Raw genomic sequence first — 16,459 nt, 5'->3', positions numbered from 1 at the left:
ATTGTACAATTGAATCGGAGTTGGTATTATACTTAAATGGGTGCGTTTTGCAGGCGTTCCCAGCTAGCTATTAGCTATGACGCTTCGTTCGCCAACGTTCGTTTTACTGCAAAAAACTGACATGGGGGCCAATGAGGATTATGAAACCTTATCGCGTACTATTATTTTATAAGTATGTTCCGATTGAAAATGCGGAACAGGTAACAAAAGAGCACCTTGCCTACTGCAAGGAACTCGGAATCAAAGGAAGAATCTTGATTGCACCAGAAGGCATCAACGGAACACTTTCTGGAACGGTCGAACAAACAGAACAGTACATGCAAGATTTACTAGCGGATCCGCGCTTTAGCGACATTGAATTTAAAATCGATGAAGTCGAAGAGCATACCTTCAAAAAAATCTTCGTCCGTTACAAAAAAGAGCTCGTCACATGGCGTTTTGAAGATGAGTTTAATGTCCCGAAAGAAAATGCAGCCTACCTTGAGCCTGCTGAGTGGAAAGAGATGATGCAAAATGAAGACGTCGTCATCTTAGACGTTCGAAACAACTACGAATACGATCTCGGTCATTTCAAAAATGCCGTCAAGGTCGATGTTGCGGCGTCACGTGATTTCCCTGAGTGGCTCAATGAAAATGAGCATTTGTTCGAAGGGAAAAAAGTCTTGACGTATTGTACGGGTGGCGTACGTTGTGAGAAGTTCACGGCTTATTTCCGTAAACGTCAAAATAGCGACGACATCTTCCATCTGAAAGGTGGCGTCGTCATGTACGGAAAAGATGAAGTCACGCGTGGAGAAGACTGGGAAGGGGAGTTGTACGTGTTCGATGAACGCGTTCAAGTACCCGTCAATGAAGTCAACCCGACGGTCGTATCCGAGTGTTACTACTGTGGTAAGGCAGAAACACGTTATGTTAATTGTGCGAACCCGGAATGTAATCGTCAGCATTTCTGCTGTGAAGAATGTGAACCAAAAGTGATGCGTTCATGTTCCGACGAATGCCGGGAACACCCGCGGAATCGTTATGAAAAAGAACTGACTGAAGAACTCGTAAAATAAGATGAAAAAGGATGATGTGTGCTCGTTAGAGCGTACATCATCCTTTTTAGGTTATACCACTGAAAAAAGACGTGTCACGCAGATGATTCAAATGCGTTAACACTTAATTCTTATGAAAAGAGAAATCGGAGCACGTCCGGCATACGTTTCGCCCATGCTGTCTCATGGTGAATACCGTCTTCGATGACGCTGTATTGCATCTGTTCGACTTTTTGTCGCACTGCCGCCGAGATGACCTCATTCGTATGCAAATAATCATTTTCCGTCATCGGACCGCTGACTTCGTTTGTCCCGATATCCATGTAGCAACGATGCGCGTCAGACAGGGGGAGACTTCGCTCGATGAATTCAAGTAAAGACGAGAAGTTCGCCCATCCAGCTGTCGATAAGGCAGCGACACGCGTGATAACTTCCGGATAAGCAAATAAGCCATACAAGGAAATCACGCCGCCCATCGAGCTGCCGATCATCGTCGTATCAGTCGGAATCGTCGCATAGTGCGAGTCGATGTACGGTTTCAAGTCATGGATGATCCATTCCATATACGCTTTGCCGTTTCCGCCGATCGTCGTCCGGTGCGACGGATATGCGGTTCGCATCAATAACGCGTCATCCGTCCAAGGCGCATATTCATCGTACCGGTCCATCGGGTCATCCGGGCTATCGATGGCGACGATCATTGCCTGTAGACCGACTTCATGTAAAGCAAGGTGGACGTCCCACCCTTTACCGAAGGAAGCACTCGCACCACTAAAGACATTTTGTCCGTCATGCATATAGATGACGGGCAATGCAACATCCGTCGTGACCTCAGGGGGACGATAAATTCGTAGCGTCCGCCGTTGTTGATTCATCGGAAGCGATAACGCGATTTCAGTAATAGACATACGAAACACAACCTTTCAGAGATTAGCGTAGTGGGCTGTACAATTTCGACCATTGTGTTTTCCGCCGACATATAGTGCGTGATCTGCCTGACGTAATGATTCTTCAAATGTGCGTTGGTAAGGATGTTCTACTGTATCGACGCCAAGACTGACGGTAATAGAGAGGTGGTGATCGTCGACAATGAAGGGACGATCGAGAACGGTGTGACGAATTTCTTCAGCAATAGCGATTGCTTGGTCTTGTAAACAATCCGCAATCAAGACAACAAATTCCTCCCCCCCATAACGCGCTGCGAAGACAGAATCGTTTCGGTGGATGACGTATTTAATCCGTCTTCCGAGCTCACGTAAGACAAGATCCCCGACTTTATGTCCGTACGTATCATTAACGTATTTAAAGTGGTCGATATCAAACAGAATGATTGAGAGCGGAAAGTGTTCGGAAGCAAACTGGCGTGCTCCCTCTTCATAAAAAGCACGGCTGTTCGGGAGTTCGGTCAATGCATCCGTCCGGCTTTCGGCATACAATTGAAAGTTTTCTTGGGAACGCTCGAGTACGCGGCAAAATGTCCGAAGCAGGCGCGACATTTCATCCGCTTTTGCTTCATCATAAGCATCTGCGATTTGATGAAATAAAACGATTGAGACATCGACTTCTCCACTTGTGATGGAAGGAATCGCGAGCATCGAATGCCGATCGACGGGAAGCGAGAGTTGCACATCATTTCCCCAGTCGAACCGAAGACCATAGAGAATCGGAGTCCGCAGATCATCGGCCGATAGCGTATGAAATAAAGGTAAGACATCAACTGTTTTTTTTGTCCGAATGTCATAGATGATTTGTTTTCGTTGCTGCTGAATGGAAAGCCAGCCGTCGGAGAAATCAATCAGATGAGGTAAATCAATCAGTAAGGACTCAATCGCTTCCCGTTCAAAGCGTGAAACGAGCAGACGTTCCTTCGCATCGTCGAATCGTTTCGCATTGTGTGTAGCTTGTAAGGATACACCACGCTGTTGTAGCAGTTGCTTGAATAAGAATAAAATTAAAGTCGAGACAGTCGCAGCAACTAACGGATTTTCGTCATAAAACCAAATCCCGAGAAGTGCGCTTAAAATACTAATCCCGTAAACGAGTGTCTGAAGTCGGATGAGGCGGGTCCAGTCGTACTTTAAGTTTAAGAAACGATTGACGAATCGACATTGAAGATAGGAAATAAGAAAGACACCAACCAGATAACCGACAAACGGGATAAGTGACTCGGTATAGGTAAAGCCCGGACCGGTCGGACCTCCAAGTAGCAAGTAAGCGGAGGCGGGAACTGTGATATAGACGATGTCGAATAAGACGTTGACGGGGTACAGGTAGATGAATCGTTTTATACGAATTTCTTTTTTATGCGAAAATAATTGAAAAATCAAGACACCGAGTTGACTCAAAATGATGGCAATTAATAAACCGTAATTAAGAAAAATGAATAAAATAATACCTTCTTGAAATGTATAATAAATCCCACCACGGCGGATGTTATCGAATTGGAAGAGGAGGACTAAAATGAGAAGATAACTTGCATTTCCAAGCGATATCGCTGGGTTCATATGGACGGGAAAGGCAAGCGATGCAAGAAACAGCAAAACAACAATAAGTGCTAAAGTGATCCAGCTCATACGTGCTACTTTTTGATAGTAAACCATAGCGAAATAGACCCCTCTCTGTGGCGATCCTTCTGTATATATACCCGATTTGTGGAAATTATGATAAGTGATTTACAAAAAAATAAGGTTGAGAGAAATCGAGTCATTGCGTATAATGTGAAAGATATCAAATCGTCGATGACGAAGAAAGTAACGGTTTTATCTTGTCAGCCAGCGAATCAGGAAACGGTGGAAGCCTGAATGGACAAAGAAATCGTGAAACGCACTTCAGAGACGCTATCCGAATCGTAACGATCAGGCGTAGCCGGGGGAACCCCGTTATCCCCAACTAAGGTGGGTGTCGAAAACGACGCCAAGAAGAGTGGTACCGCGGTCATTCCGTCTCTTTGCGAGTTGCGCAAAGGGCGTTTTTTATTGGAAAAAATAAACTGTTGGAGGTAATACAATGAGCTACAAACAACAATATGCTAAAGTTTTACAAGGAGTCATCGGAGACGCATTGACACTTGAACAAATTGAGCAACTGATTGAACAACCGAAACATGAAGACCACGGAGATCTCGCATTCCCTTGCTTCTTGTTGGCGAAAGCATTCCGTAAAGCACCGAACATGATTGCAGTAGATGTCGCTGAAAAAATCGATAATCCACTCTTTGCGAACGTTCAACCAGTCGGACCATACGTCAACGTCTTCTTGAACCGTGAAGTCGTCTCGCAAGAGATCGTCAATCGTGTCTTAAGTGAAAAAGCGAACTACGGATCAAGCGAAGCGAACGGTAAGACGATTGTTACTGACTTCTCTTCACCAAACATTGCGAAGCCGTTCTCGATGGGACATTTACGTTCGACAGTCATCGGAAATGCATTAAACCAAATTTCACGTAAAAAAGGATATGACGTCGTTGGAATCAACCATTTAGGCGACTGGGGCACGCAGTTTGGTAAATTGATGGTGGCTTACAACATGTGGGGTAAAGAAGAAGATGTCCGGGCTGAGCCAATCAAAGAATTATTGAAACTCTATGTCCGGTTCCATGAAGAAGCAGAAAGTAAGCCGGAACTTGAAGATGAAGGTCGGGCCTGGTTCAAAAAACTCGAGCAAGGTGACGAACAGGCAACCGTTCTTTGGAAATGGTTCCGTGAAGTCTCACTCGTCGAATTCAGCCGTGTTTACGACATGCTTGGTGTACAGTTCGACAGTCTGAACGGAGAAGCCTTCTATAATGACAAAATGCAGCATGTCATTGACTTATTAGAAGAAAAAGAACTGCTCGTCGAGTCTGAAGGCGCGATGGTCGTTGATCTTGAAGCAGAAGGTATGCCACCTGCGCTAATCAAGAAAAAAGATGGCGCAACACTTTACGCGACACGTGACTTGGCAGCTGCAGTCTACCGCCTCGAGACGTACCGTTTCGAACAAGCATTTTATGTTGTTGGCGGAGAACAAGCACTTCACTTTAAACAGTTGTTTGCAGTTTTGAAAAAGCTTGGTTTTGATAATGTTGACGGCATGCACCACGTACCATTCGGTCTGATCATGAAAGACGGCAAAAAGATGTCGACGCGTAAAGGGCGGATCGTCTTGCTTGAGGAAGTCCTTCAAGATGCGATCAATGTCGCGAAACAAAACATCGCCGAGAAAAACCCGAACCTTGCGAATGCGGATCAAACAGCACAACAAGTCGGCGTCGGCGCAGTCATCTTCCATGATCTTAAAAATGAACGCATGAACAATATCGAGTTCGATCTCGAGCAGATGTTGAAATTCGAAGGGGAGACGGGTCCATACGTCCAGTACACAAATGCCCGTGCCAACTCGTTACTTCGTAAAGGCGGCTATGACGGTGCAGCCTTCGACGGAAGTGCTGACGATTATGCCTGGGGCGTCGTCTCAATGCTCAACCAATTCTCGGCAGTCATTGACCGGGCGTTCGTGCGTCGTGAACCATCCATCATCAGCCGTTATGTCCTTGATCTCGCACAAAGCTTTAACAAATATTATGGTCAAGTACGTGTTCTTGAAGAGGATACGGCAAAACAATCTCGCCTTGCACTCGTGAAATCGGTTACGATTGTATTGACGGAAGGTCTACGCCTCCTCGGTGTCGGCGCTCCAGAAGAAATGTAATAAAATCAAACTAAAGATGGGGTTAGCATATGAATAAAGAAACAAACGAACGGTTGCAACAGGCAGCAGAACGGATCAAGAACGAAGACATGACAGAAGCGATTGCTTTCATCGCTGATTTTCACGGGAAAGTGGCAACGTGGTTGCCTGGAGAGTCTGTCGACTTCATCTTTGATGTCGTGACAGCACCAGGTGCCGATTTAATCGCACCTGTTAGTGGAGATGCACTCGATACGAAAGTGAACTTCGAATTTTTCATGGGTAAAAAACAAACGCGTAAAAAATTAGGTGAACTTTTATCCCTCTTTAAAGCACCACGTTCGAAGGAAACACTCAGTGAAATCGATGCGATTGGTCTTAAAAAATGGTTGGCCCGGAATGAATTCCGGTCGGAAGACAAGCCATGGGACTATCTCAACCGTCTCCACGTCTTATTGTTCCTCGATTCGATGACAACGGTCATCGATGATCATCAATTGACGACGTTATACGAACAACTTGTTGGTAAAACGCCTGTCCCGACAAGCTTCGTCCGTCGTCAAGGAGAAGTACGTCGTGTCGTCGATAAATTCGTCGAGAAACATGAATTGACGCAGGTCGATTTAGTGAAGGCTTCACTCGTCCGTTATCTGTAACCATAAAAAGACCCTCGGGGGAAAGATGGATGTATATCCATCCTCTCATCCGAGGGTCTTTTCATCTTGCTTGGCGATAAAGGATTGACGCTGTTTCTGTATCATAGAGTAGCCATTCACGTTCGACGAGAACAGGACCGACATTAATCGCGTACCGTCCTTTTTTTACAGAAATCGGGATGTCGAGATGAGCTGACATACGATGTCCGTCTTTAAATAAACCACGTTGGTGACTGTGACCGAAAAATAATAATCGTTGTTTAAATCGTGTCGTATCCGGTACTAGTTCATAACTCCATTCGAACTGATCGCCATGTAGAAATAAGGCATCGCCGATTTGTTTCGTCCGAAGTGCTGAACGAAGTTGATCAAGCGAGCGAGACATACCGAACGGTACCAGTGAAAAAATTCGTTCTTCTTGATTGCCGAGTAACGTCTCGAAATCAAGTAACTGGAGATACTCTGAATTGAGCGTTACGACATGGGCAATCGATTCATACGTGTAACGACGCGCTCTTTTTTTCCCGACATGACACTCGTGTAAATCACCGAGTGAGAAAATCGTTGCCGCGGGAGCGCGTTTACGAATGTCTTGTAGCACAGCACGTGTATCCGAAAAGGAACTGTGCAAGTCAGCAATCAATGCGTACTGCATGCGGCATCTCTCCCTTATACAGGGCTATACCCTGAGTGATACCGCATTCATGCTTATTCTGTTTCGACTGTGATACCGCGTTCTGCGAATACAGTTTTTGCGACTTCTAGCGCATTTAAAACACGAGGGAAACCTGTATACGGTACGAGGTGCATGATGGCTTCGACGATCTCATTTCCTGAGAGACCAGCTGTTAGCCCCGTGTTAATGTGTAAGGCAAGTTGCGGTTCTGTTCCTTGTGTGACGAGTGTCGAGATTGTGACGAGTGCACGGTCATGGTTCCCGAGTCCAGTGCGACTGTAAACTTCACCGTAAGCGAAATCCGTGATCCATTCTCCGACGGCAGGTGCAATGTCTTTTAATGATTCTGAGATTTTATCATGTGTAGATTGAGCTGAATTCGTATCTGTGAATTCACTTAATTTTTTTAGACCGACTTCGTGACGTGTTTCATGCGTTGACATAGTAAATAACTTCCTTTCTAGATTAACGATACAACCTATCATAACGAAAGAAAAACCATGCTACAAATACATGATTTTTATATATATCATTCTTTTTTTGCATAGAAATTTTGAATGAACTGAATCCATTCTCGGGTCACATACGATTGATATCGTCCTGTCGGAACAGCGACACCTAATTGCCAAGGTACCCGAGTTTCTAATGGAACTGTTTTGACTCCATTGACTTGAATCCGCTGTGCAAGTGAGCGGGGAAGGAGTGTAACTGCATTTTCTTCTGCGACGAGCAGGCAAAGGAAATCCCACTGCGAACTGACATGTGTGACGGTCGGTTCAAAACCAGCTGCCCGGCAAGCATTTAAAACGACGTTATGGAGAGAGAAGGTTTCATTAAATAAAACGAACGGCATTTTTGACACTTCTTCTAACGCGATGGAAGAACGTGTAGCGAGCGGATGGTGTTCCGGTAAGAAAAGATGTAGTTCTTCTTCCATGAACGGGTAAACCGTCAAGTGTTCATCGGCAGGAAAGACGGTCGCAATCAAATCGACCTCACCCGCGACAATGGCTTTCTCTAATGCATGACCGCCGGCTTCGACGATGTCGATTGTCACCATTGGGTACTGTTGCGAAAATTGATGCAAGAGACGTGGGAAGAAGAGCGAACCAATCAGTGGAGGAAGGCCAATCCGGATGGTTCCTTTCGTCAAATGCATCACGTCATACAGGTGAGAGGGTAAATCCGAAAGTTGGCGTAAGATTTTTTCGCCTTCAAGAAGAAGTGTTTCACCGGCATCCGTTAAGACGATTTGCCGTTTACTGCGGTCAAAAAGTTCGATATCGAGCTCTTCCTCAAGGCTGCGGACCATCTTACTTAAAGTTGGTTGTGTGACATGCAAGTGATCGGCGGCACGGGTAAAGCTTTTGAACCGGGCAACTTCAGTAAAATATTCGAGTTGTCGAAAATCCATCTTTTATCCTCCTATTCGAATTCGTTATACATAGCATAATAAGGATTCATTTTTATTATTGTTTTGGTAAGCGTACAGTAAAAGGAGCGAAACCGTAAAGAAGGAGTAGATGGAAATGAAACAACTCGAAGGAAAAGTAGCGTTAATTACTGGAGCAGCTAGTGGAATCGGTCTTGAAATCGCTGAAGAATTTGCGCAAGAAGGCGCTAAGGTCGTGATTGTCGACTTGCAGGAGCAGGCAGCGAAAAATGCAGCAGCAGCACTGACGGACAAAGGATTTGACGCCTTTGCAGTTGCAGGTGACGTAACAAGTGAAGCGGCGATTAAAACAAGTATCGAACAGACGATGGCACATTACGGAAAAATTGATATCGTCATCAATAATGCTGGCATGCAACACGTCTCACCCATCGAAGACTTCTCGACAGAGACGTTTGATTTGATGCAAAGTATCATGTTACGGGCACCATTCCTCTATACGAAATATGTCTTCCCGATCATGAAAGAACAAGGATTCGGACGGATTCTCAACATGTCATCCATCAATGGTTTAATTGGTTTTGCTGGGAAAGCGGCATACAACAGTGCGAAGCATGGTGTGATTGGCTTAACGAAAGTCGCAGCACTCGAAGGGGCGACGTCCGGTATTACGGTCAATGCGATTTGCCCGGGTTACGTCGATACACCACTCGTCCAAAAACAGCTATCTTCACTCGCTGAAACGCGGAACGTACCGCTTGAGTCTGTCTTAGAAGAAGTCATTTATCCGCTTGTGCCACAACAGCGTTTGTTGCAAGTAAAAGAAATTGCCGACTACGCGATTTTCTTATCAAGTGATAAAGCAGCTGGCGTGACAGGACAAGCCGTCGTCCTTGATGGTGGATATACAGCGCAATGAGCATAAACGAATCCCTTCCTCTGACTTGGAGAAAGGGATTTCAGACTTTAGACAACGTGCTATCGGAAAATCGAGTGCCTGTTTCGTTGCTTTCCTCGGGCGAGGTGCAAGCCGTTGCTCCTTGATCCCCACGGACAACGAGCAGGGTCTTGGCTACCTCTGAACGTGCGTTAAAAACGCACTTTTCCCCGCAGGAGTCAACGAAACGTGACGCTTTTAGGTAACACTATGACGGAAAGCCAGTCATGCAGACGGTTTAGGGCGCAATCCGTCTCGAATCGCTTAGAACCGCGAAAAGCAATCGGTCGCGACCCTGCAGCTTTGCTGTAGCGGCGCGGAAGATTGCCGCTTTGAAAACGAGGCGAGACAGGGAAGCGCGACGGATTGTCTCTCTTCACGCTTCATAAGAGTTTGTCTACACGCTAAAATCCCTTCCTCCGACTTGGAGAAAGGGATTTTTTATGCTTAACGGAAATTGATGAACTGGACGTCGACCGATAATGGTAACTCACGGACGATCTGCATGACTTGTTGCAAGTCATCACGTGATTTAGCAGTGACACGGATTTGGTCATCTTGGATTTGTGTTTTGACTTTTAATTTGGATTCTTTGACGGCATTGTTGATTTTTTTCGCATCATCACGGTCGATTCCGCTTTTTAGGATGACACGTTGACGCACCGTATTCCCGGCTGCTTGTTCGACTTTTTCATACTGCAAGTTTTTGGTTGGAACTTCACGTTTAATCAACTTCGTCGTCAAGACGTCTTTGACTTGGTCGAGTTTGAAGTCGTCATCTGAGATAAGGATTAAATCCTCTTTCTCAAGTTTCATGTCACTCTTCGAACCTTTAAAATCAAAGCGGTTCGTAATTTCCTTCAGTGCGACTTGCATCGCGTTTTTGACTTCCTCGATGTTGATTTGTGACACGATATCAAATGAATTATCTTTTGCTGCCATATGGCATCTCCCCTTTCGTTCTATTCTCTATTTTAGAGAGGAACAGCGGAAGCGTCCACCACTTTGAAATTTTGTTATAATGAATACCATGAAATGAAAGGGGTGCATGGCTTTGAAACAAACAGCAGATATGTTGACGCTCACGCCAAAGGAGATGGATGAGCGTTATGCCTATAGAGGAATGGACTTGGGTGCGACTTTTGAAGAGACGACGATTCGTGTTCGATTGTGGGCACCGACGGCGGAACGTGTGGTCATCCGTCTGTACCGGACGCTGCGTGCAAGAAAAGTAGAGGAAGTCGAACTGTCAGCCGCTGAACGGGGGACATTCGTCGCAGAACTCGATCGTGCTGTGTATGAAGGTTATTTTTATACATTTCAAGCCATCGTCGACGGTCAGAAAGTCGAAGCGGTCGACCCTTATGCAAAAGCAGTCGGAACGAACGGAAAGCGTGGTGCTTTAATCGATCCGTCCAGCGTACAACCGGACCGTTGGATTGAGGAGCGACCGATGTTCCATTCGTCACAAGATGCTGTCATTTATGAGTTGAACGTTCGCGACGCGACAAGTCATCCGGCGAGTGGTGTGGTCGAACGAGGTACGTTCCGCGGATTGACGGAAGCAGGTACGCGGACGAAAAATGGTGGATTGACGGGACTCGACTACTTAGCTGATTTAGGTGTGACGCACGTCCAATTACTTCCTATCTATGATTTCGGTTCGGTCAACGAAGCAGCACCAAACGATCCGGACAATTACAACTGGGGATACGATCCGGTCAATTTCTTTGCACCGGAAGGCTCCTATGCATCAAATGCAGATGATCCAAAAGCACGCATCCGTGAGCTCAAAGAATTGGTCCAAGCACTGCACGACCGTGGAATCCGAGTCATCATGGATGTCGTCTTCAATCATACGTATGATGCGGACAAGGTGCCGCTCGGTCAATTCGTACCAGGTTATTTTTATCGCCAGGAAGCGGATGGAACCCTTTCAAACGGCAGTTTCTGCGGAAATGATACAGCTTCTGAGCGTTTCATGATGCGGAAGTTCATCATCGATTGCGTGACGTACTGGGCAAAAGAGTATCATCTCGACGGATTCCGGTTCGACTTGATGGGACTCCACGATATCGAAACGATGAACCAAGTTCGTCATGCACTCGATCGAATCGACCCGTCGATTTTAATCATCGGTGAAGGCTGGGATTTAGATACACCGTTACCGCTCGATCAAAAAGCGAACTATTTCAATGCCTCGCAGATGCCGGGGATTGCACACTTCAATAACGGCTTACGTGACGGGTTAAAAGGAGATGTCCAAACACCGGAGGACCGCGGCTTCATCAGCGGTGCATTCGATCGGACGAATGAAGTCAAGCGCGGGATTGCTGGAAACGTGTCGTCGCAAGGCTTTGCGGATGAGCCGAACCAAGTCGTCTCCTATGTCGAAGCACATGACGACTTAACAGTTTGGGACAAGCTCTCTGTCTCACGCCCGGAGGATACGGACGAAGTACGACGCAAACGTCAAATGCTTGCCAATGCAATCATTTTGACGGGACAAGGGATTCCCTTCCTCCACGCGGGTCAAGAGTTCTTCCGGACGAAGGATGGGATTCGTGATAGCTTCAATGCGGGAGAAGTCGTGAATCGACTCGATTATGAACGGGCAGAGACATTCAGTTCTTCCGTTGAATATGTCAAAGGGTTGATTGCGATGCGCCGTCAATATCCGATGTTCCGTCTTGAAAATACAGCGATGATTCGCAAACATCTCCGCTTTCTAGAAGAAGGGGAAGGCATCATTGCATATGAGCTGAAGCGGACATATGAAGGTTACGTCGAGCGTCAACGTGTCTATCATAATGCGACAGATGAAGACGTAACGATTGAATTGCCAAGTGGTGAGTTCGAAGTGCTTGTCGAAAACGGGGCAGTCAAAATCCATGCGCCTCGTCTGCACGAGGAACGAGAATTATTGATTCCGGCACTGACGACGACCGTAGTGGCCGAGCGAAAAGCAGACTATAAAAAGTATGCGGTCGCGGGTGGCACGGCATTGACGATCATCGGTCTTTTGTACGCAGCAAACAAACGTCGGAAAAAAGAGTAACCTAGTATGGCAGTCGCGTTGCGGCTGTCATCTTTTCGTATTAATTCTTTTTAGATAATCCAGTTTTAATTCATCTGATGCGGGAAAATAGATTAAGTAGTATTTAGAGGATTAGTTTTCTGAAAGGGAGCGTCAGCATGTTTGGATTTGATGATATCTGGAAATTTTTCTTATCGTTTTTTCTGTTATTACCGATTGTGACATTAATTCATGAAATGGGGCATTATTTCTTCGCACGATTGTTCGGAGGAAACATGGAAATCAATATTGGATCAGGCAAGTCATTGGTACGTGTCGGACCGATTCGTTTGAATCGAATTTACTTTTGGGATGGCTGGTGCCAGTATGAGGCACTCCGGCATGAAAATAAATTTACGAACATCATGGTGTATTTGGGTGGTTCGTTAGCGAACGTTGCAGGTATTTTAATCGTCAACGGATTGATTTATGCTGGAGTATTCGAAGCATCGATCTTTACGTATCAGTTCGCTTATTTCTCCTTCTACTTTGTTTTCTTTTCACTCTTTCCGATTGATCATCCGAATGGATATCCGAGTGATGGCAAAGCGATCGTCAATGTCTTTCGGTACGGCAAGTCGGAGTATAATCCGCAAGCGTAAAAAAAGAGGCCTAGTGCCTCTTTTTTTCGTACGGATTGGAGTGCGACTTATCAGAAGTGGGGCTTAGTTTGTCTCCTCATCACTTGATTCAGTTGTAGCATCCGCTTGTTCGCTCTCGAGTTCGACTAACTTTTGGATTAAGATGTGACGCGGCATATGCATCAATTGTTCGAGTGGTACATTCAGCCGCTTCGCGAGCTCGACTGCCGTATCAGCAGAAAGTTGTAATGGTTTCATGAAAGATCCTCCTTTTGATGATTGGTTCTAGTATACAAGACATACAATGCGAGCGCATCGACAGTAGCTAGAAATCAAGAAGGTTGATACCGTAGGAGGTAGGAAGTGATGTATATGTATAAACCAGCGGCTGAGCTGTTGCTCCATGAATCGGTATCGTTATTTGAACGAGTAGGAGAGGAATTCGTCTTGTTTCGAGAGCAAGGAGGATTTACGAAATGCGATGCAGATTTAAAAATAGTTTGGGAAACAGCCTGTGCTTATGTTCCATTCACGTGGTACCTCGAACCGAATGGAAGTCGTGCGTTCATCGTCTTCGAAGAAACGATTGTCTTCGGATTACTTGATTTAAAGAATGGTCAGATAACATATATGAATCGCCCGGATATCTGGGCGGATGCTTGGTTTAGTAACCTGTATGAGTGGAGTGGCAATCAACTGTTCTTATACGCAGCGGAAACGGATATCGTCCGCTTTGATTTGATGACGGAAGCAGGAACTTTTTCAGACTATGACGAAGCCCCTTTATTAGGGCGCATCGTCGAGCGTGGATACAATGAACAATTGACGTTCGAACGATTTATTGCGCCGGCGACAATCATCTCATACGATCCCGATCAGACGCGATACGTCATTTGGGATGCGGTCAAGCACGAAGAACAAGTCATCCCGTTCTCGGACTATGAAGAATATTCACTCGTCGATAGTCAGAAACAGTTGTTTTCTGTCACGGATGCGACACGATTTTATCTCTATGAGAACAAACAATTAAAGTTTAAATTTGAAGGGTGTCAGTCGTCCGTCTTGTTAAAAAGTCTGTTGCTTGACGAACAGGCAAGGCGACTAGCAATCGTTTCGACGTCACCGAATTTCGGAAACACGTGGGTTCAAATTTTTCACAAGACGTAAACACATCCTTTGTCGATCGTACGAAGGATGTGTTTACTGTATACACAAAAGGGGGAGTCGACAGATGGAACGTCTTGGTCAGAAGATTGTTCGCTTTCGAAAAAGCATCAGTCTCGTCTGGTTGATTGCACTGATTGTCCTTGGGTATTTCGCCCTTCAGTTACCCGATCAATTAAAAGGGAACGGCTTCACCCGTGACGGGGAATTTCAACAAGTGGAGCAAGTGTTAGAACAAGAATTTAAGCAAGACCCGCATCAAATCATCGTCTTGTTTGAAGGGGATGAACCAACGATTCGTAAGGAAATGACGCGGCATGTCACGTTGTTTCGTGACATTAAAGGAGTCGGGCAGGTCGTTGGACCAACCGAAAATCCACAAGCGATTCGGGACGGCAAAGGATATCTTACGGTCGGGACCCCCGATATTGAACAGAAATGGACGAAAGCCGTCGAAAATAAAGTAGATGTTCCGAATGACGTGTCTGTCCGACTGACTGGCGAACCACTGATCGTCGACGACTTGAACACGGCCTCGAAAAATGACTTAGTTCGCGCAGAGTTGATTGGTGTTCCAGCGGCTTTACTTGTCTTACTTATCGTCTTTGGGACACCCTTGGCAGCTGTCTTACCGCTCATCATGGGACTCGTTACCTTCATCTTCGGTGCCGGGACTCTCTATTTTGTTGCGGGTCAACAAGAATTATCGATTTTTGTCCTGAATGCCGTCGCGATGATTTCACTCGCGCTCGGAATCGATTTTTCACTGCTCTACGTCAATCGTTTTCGAGAGGAACAGGGCAAAGGGTATTCGATTGCGCGGGCAGCAGAAGTCTCTGTCGCGACAGCCGGTCGTTCGATTTTATTTTCTGGGATTTGCGTCTTTGTCGGGCTCGCCGGTCTATTAGTGATTGACGTCGATGTCTTTCAAGCTGTCGCGATCGGGACGCTCGTCTCTGTACTGGGTGCCGTCATTAGTGCCATCACGTTACTCCCCGCCTTACTCGCACTGTTCGGTACAGGATTAGAAAAAGGACGGATCTTTAAGTCCGGCTCGGATCGTGGTGAACGACGCTGGCGGAATCTGGCGCGCTTCGTCATGAAGCGTCCTGTTGCGATTACGATTTTTTCACTGATATTACTCGTCCCGTGTTTGATTCCATTGCGTGATCTTGAGTTGAATATCCCGCAAGCGAGTGCCCTGCCGGAAGACTATGCATCACGGCTCGCGTTTGAGTCATGGGAAAAAAAGTTTGGGGATGACGGGACCGACGCAGTCGTCTTAGTCGAGGGGGACTTTTCGTCTGAAGCAGGACTCCGTCGTCTCGAGGACGCGACACGAAATTTTCAAGCAGATAGCGGTGTCAAAGACGTGATTTCCGGCGCGACCTTAGCGGAGCAGAATGGACTTGATTTGGAGCAAGCCGTGCAAGTCGAACAAGCGAAACAGCAGCTGACCCCTTGGATAGCGTTTGACGCGGACGTCGCCCGTGTGAACGTGAATTTAGTCGGGGACCCCGGTGATCAGGCTTCACAGGACTGGGTCAGGAAAGTCCGGGAAATGGGCTATACGATTGGCGGACCGGCTGCATTCAATCAAGAAATCTATGATGAGATTTATGACAAGATGCCGCTTGCGCTCAGTGTCGTGTTACTTGCTACATTCTTGATTTTATTGATTGCCTTTCGTTCGATCTTAATTCCGATTAAAGCGATTTTGATGAACCTACTCAGTCTTGGGGCGACATTCGGATTGCTCGTGATTCTATTTGAATCAGGACTCGTTTTTCCGGCAGAAACGATTGGCATTTTGACTCCGGTCTTCATCTTTTCACTTGTATTCGGTCTATCGATGGACTATGAAGTGTTCTTGGTTTCCCGGATGGAGGAATATTATGACGAGACGGGAGACAATGATGTCGCAACCGAAATGGGACTTGCGAAGACAAGTAAAATCATCACATCGGCTGCTTTGATCATGATTGTCGTCACGGGAGCATTTGCCTTCACCGGCGTCAGCCCGATTAAGCAACTCGGTGTCGGGATTGCACTTGCGATTTTCATCGATGCGACGATCGTTCGGATGCTGTTAGTTCCAGCCTTGATGAAGTTATTCGGACACTGGAACTGGTGGTGGCCGGGCGGTCGACGGAAACGCCAAACGAAGTGGCACTGAACAAGCAAGCAGATTGGCTAAGCACATCATTAGGCATTTTGAAAAGGCCGAGCGTATACTGACGATATTCAAGTTAAGATTTCAGAGGAGGATAT

At 46.2% G+C, this 16,459-nt stretch carries 15 protein-coding genes and 1 other annotated feature; of the genes, 8 read left to right on the top strand and 7 right to left on the bottom strand.

Features of this window, described 5'->3' with window-relative positions:
* Nucleotides 1-140: 140 nt before the first annotated feature.
* On the top strand, nt 141-1,058 hold the full coding sequence (trhO, locus tag P403_RS0106990) for an oxygen-dependent tRNA uridine(34) hydroxylase TrhO (RefSeq protein ID WP_084157649.1): 918 nt from the start codon (nt 141-143) through the stop codon (nt 1,056-1,058).
* A gap of 110 nt (nt 1,059-1,168) precedes the next feature.
* Here trhO and P403_RS0106985 read toward each other — a convergent pair whose 3' ends face one another.
* Both P403_RS0106985 and P403_RS0106980 read right to left on the bottom strand, forming a co-directional pair.
* Nucleotides 1,169-1,945, bottom strand: a complete 777-nt coding sequence (locus P403_RS0106985) for an alpha/beta hydrolase (RefSeq protein ID WP_029331979.1) — start codon at nt 1,943-1,945, stop codon at nt 1,169-1,171.
* A 15-nt stretch (nt 1,946-1,960) separates the two neighbouring features.
* A complete protein-coding gene (locus P403_RS0106980; protein WP_029331978.1) occupies nt 1,961-3,637 on the bottom strand; it encodes a GGDEF domain-containing protein in 1,677 nt (558 codons plus the stop codon).
* Between the two features lie 129 nt (nt 3,638-3,766).
* Nucleotides 3,767-3,987: a binding site (T-box leader), on the top strand.
* A gap of 56 nt (nt 3,988-4,043) precedes the next feature.
* On the opposite strand from P403_RS0106980, the gene argS reads away from it, so the two are divergent.
* A complete protein-coding gene (argS, locus tag P403_RS0106975; RefSeq protein WP_029331976.1) occupies nt 4,044-5,726 on the top strand; it encodes an arginine--tRNA ligase in 1,683 nt (560 codons plus the stop codon).
* A 29-nt stretch (nt 5,727-5,755) separates the two neighbouring features.
* Nucleotides 5,756-6,361: a hypothetical protein gene (locus P403_RS0106970; RefSeq protein WP_029331975.1), complete on the top strand. Its 606-nt coding sequence runs from the start codon at nt 5,756-5,758 to the stop codon at nt 6,359-6,361.
* A gap of 61 nt (nt 6,362-6,422) precedes the next feature.
* On the opposite strand, the gene P403_RS0106965 is transcribed toward P403_RS0106970, so the two are convergent.
* The 3 genes from P403_RS0106965 to P403_RS0106955 form a co-directional block, all read right to left on the bottom strand.
* Nucleotides 6,423-7,016 carry a metallophosphoesterase family protein gene (locus P403_RS0106965; protein ID WP_029331974.1) on the bottom strand — a complete coding sequence of 198 codons (594 nt, stop codon included), beginning with the start codon at nt 7,014-7,016 and terminating at the stop codon, nt 6,423-6,425.
* A 53-nt stretch (nt 7,017-7,069) separates the two neighbouring features.
* The gene (locus P403_RS0106960; RefSeq protein ID WP_029331972.1) at nt 7,070-7,480 is read right to left on the bottom strand and encodes a carboxymuconolactone decarboxylase family protein; all 411 of its coding nucleotides are present in this window, start codon (nt 7,478-7,480) and stop codon (nt 7,070-7,072) included.
* 86 nt (nt 7,481-7,566) lie between these two features.
* Nucleotides 7,567-8,451 (bottom strand): LysR family transcriptional regulator, encoded by an 885-nt coding sequence (locus P403_RS0106955; protein ID WP_029331971.1) that lies wholly within the window; start codon nt 8,449-8,451, stop codon nt 7,567-7,569.
* A gap of 115 nt (nt 8,452-8,566) precedes the next feature.
* Here P403_RS0106955 and P403_RS0106950 point away from each other — a divergent pair, with 115 nt between their 5' ends.
* The gene (locus tag P403_RS0106950) at nt 8,567-9,349 is read left to right on the top strand and encodes a 3-hydroxybutyrate dehydrogenase (RefSeq protein WP_084157647.1); all 783 of its coding nucleotides are present in this window, start codon (nt 8,567-8,569) and stop codon (nt 9,347-9,349) included.
* A 465-nt stretch (nt 9,350-9,814) separates the two neighbouring features.
* Here the strand turns inward: P403_RS0106950 and P403_RS0106945 are convergent, their stop codons facing one another.
* Complete coding sequence (locus P403_RS0106945) at nt 9,815-10,309, bottom strand: YajQ family cyclic di-GMP-binding protein (protein WP_029331969.1); 495 nt, start codon at nt 10,307-10,309, stop codon at nt 9,815-9,817.
* A 106-nt stretch (nt 10,310-10,415) separates the two neighbouring features.
* Here P403_RS0106945 and pulA point away from each other — a divergent pair, with 106 nt between their 5' ends.
* Both pulA and P403_RS0106935 read left to right on the top strand, forming a co-directional pair.
* Entirely contained in the window at nt 10,416-12,425 is a 2,010-nt protein-coding gene (pulA, locus tag P403_RS0106940; RefSeq protein ID WP_029331968.1) for a type I pullulanase, read from the top strand.
* 137 nt (nt 12,426-12,562) lie between these two features.
* Nucleotides 12,563-13,045 carry a hypothetical protein gene (locus P403_RS0106935; protein WP_029331967.1) on the top strand — a complete coding sequence of 161 codons (483 nt, stop codon included), beginning with the start codon at nt 12,563-12,565 and terminating at the stop codon, nt 13,043-13,045.
* A 63-nt stretch (nt 13,046-13,108) separates the two neighbouring features.
* On the opposite strand, the gene P403_RS16405 is transcribed toward P403_RS0106935, so the two are convergent.
* Complete coding sequence (locus P403_RS16405) at nt 13,109-13,282, bottom strand: YycC family protein (protein ID WP_084157645.1); 174 nt, start codon at nt 13,280-13,282, stop codon at nt 13,109-13,111.
* Nucleotides 13,283-13,390: 108 nt separating this feature from the next.
* Between P403_RS16405 and P403_RS0106925 the strand changes: the two genes are divergently transcribed.
* Both P403_RS0106925 and P403_RS0106920 read left to right on the top strand, forming a co-directional pair.
* Nucleotides 13,391-14,191, top strand: a complete 801-nt coding sequence (locus P403_RS0106925; RefSeq protein ID WP_029331966.1) for a hypothetical protein — start codon at nt 13,391-13,393, stop codon at nt 14,189-14,191.
* A 64-nt stretch (nt 14,192-14,255) separates the two neighbouring features.
* Nucleotides 14,256-16,364 carry an MMPL family transporter gene (locus tag P403_RS0106920; RefSeq protein WP_029331965.1) on the top strand — a complete coding sequence of 703 codons (2,109 nt, stop codon included), beginning with the start codon at nt 14,256-14,258 and terminating at the stop codon, nt 16,362-16,364.
* Nucleotides 16,365-16,459: the final 95 nt, after the last annotated feature.

This window comes from Exiguobacterium oxidotolerans JCM 12280, assembly GCF_000702625.1.
In the GTDB taxonomy this organism is placed as follows: domain Bacteria; phylum Bacillota; class Bacilli; order Exiguobacteriales; family Exiguobacteriaceae; genus Exiguobacterium_A; species Exiguobacterium_A oxidotolerans.
This window is presented reverse-complemented; position numbering and strand designations above follow the sequence as displayed.

Excerpts from the sequence above, each read along its gene's own strand:
- P403_RS0106955 (WP_029331971.1), bottom strand. The coding sequence starts at position 8,451 with ATGGATTTTCGACAACTCGAATATTTTACTGAAGTTGCCCGGTTCAAA.
- argS (WP_029331976.1), top strand. The coding sequence starts at position 4,044 with ATGAGCTACAAACAACAATATGCTAAAGTTTTACAAGGAGTCATCGGA.
- P403_RS0106960 (WP_029331972.1), bottom strand. The coding sequence starts at position 7,480 with ATGTCAACGCATGAAACACGTCACGAAGTCGGTCTAAAAAAATTAAGT.
- P403_RS16405 (WP_084157645.1), bottom strand. The coding sequence starts at position 13,282 with ATGAAACCATTACAACTTTCTGCTGATACGGCAGTCGAGCTCGCGAAG.
- P403_RS0106970 (WP_029331975.1), top strand. The coding sequence starts at position 5,756 with ATGAATAAAGAAACAAACGAACGGTTGCAACAGGCAGCAGAACGGATC.
- P403_RS0106935 (WP_029331967.1), top strand. The coding sequence starts at position 12,563 with ATGTTTGGATTTGATGATATCTGGAAATTTTTCTTATCGTTTTTTCTG.
- pulA (WP_029331968.1), top strand. The coding sequence starts at position 10,416 with ATGGCTTTGAAACAAACAGCAGATATGTTGACGCTCACGCCAAAGGAG.
- P403_RS0106945 (WP_029331969.1), bottom strand. The coding sequence starts at position 10,309 with ATGGCAGCAAAAGATAATTCATTTGATATCGTGTCACAAATCAACATC.
- P403_RS0106980 (WP_029331978.1), bottom strand. The coding sequence starts at position 3,637 with ATGGTTTACTATCAAAAAGTAGCACGTATGAGCTGGATCACTTTAGCA.
- trhO (WP_084157649.1), top strand. The coding sequence starts at position 141 with ATGAAACCTTATCGCGTACTATTATTTTATAAGTATGTTCCGATTGAA.
- P403_RS0106925 (WP_029331966.1), top strand. The coding sequence starts at position 13,391 with ATGTATATGTATAAACCAGCGGCTGAGCTGTTGCTCCATGAATCGGTA.
- P403_RS0106965 (WP_029331974.1), bottom strand. The coding sequence starts at position 7,016 with ATGCAGTACGCATTGATTGCTGACTTGCACAGTTCCTTTTCGGATACA.
- P403_RS0106985 (WP_029331979.1), bottom strand. The coding sequence starts at position 1,945 with ATGTCTATTACTGAAATCGCGTTATCGCTTCCGATGAATCAACAACGG.
- P403_RS0106950 (WP_084157647.1), top strand. The coding sequence starts at position 8,567 with ATGAAACAACTCGAAGGAAAAGTAGCGTTAATTACTGGAGCAGCTAGT.
- P403_RS0106920 (WP_029331965.1), top strand. The coding sequence starts at position 14,256 with ATGGAACGTCTTGGTCAGAAGATTGTTCGCTTTCGAAAAAGCATCAGT.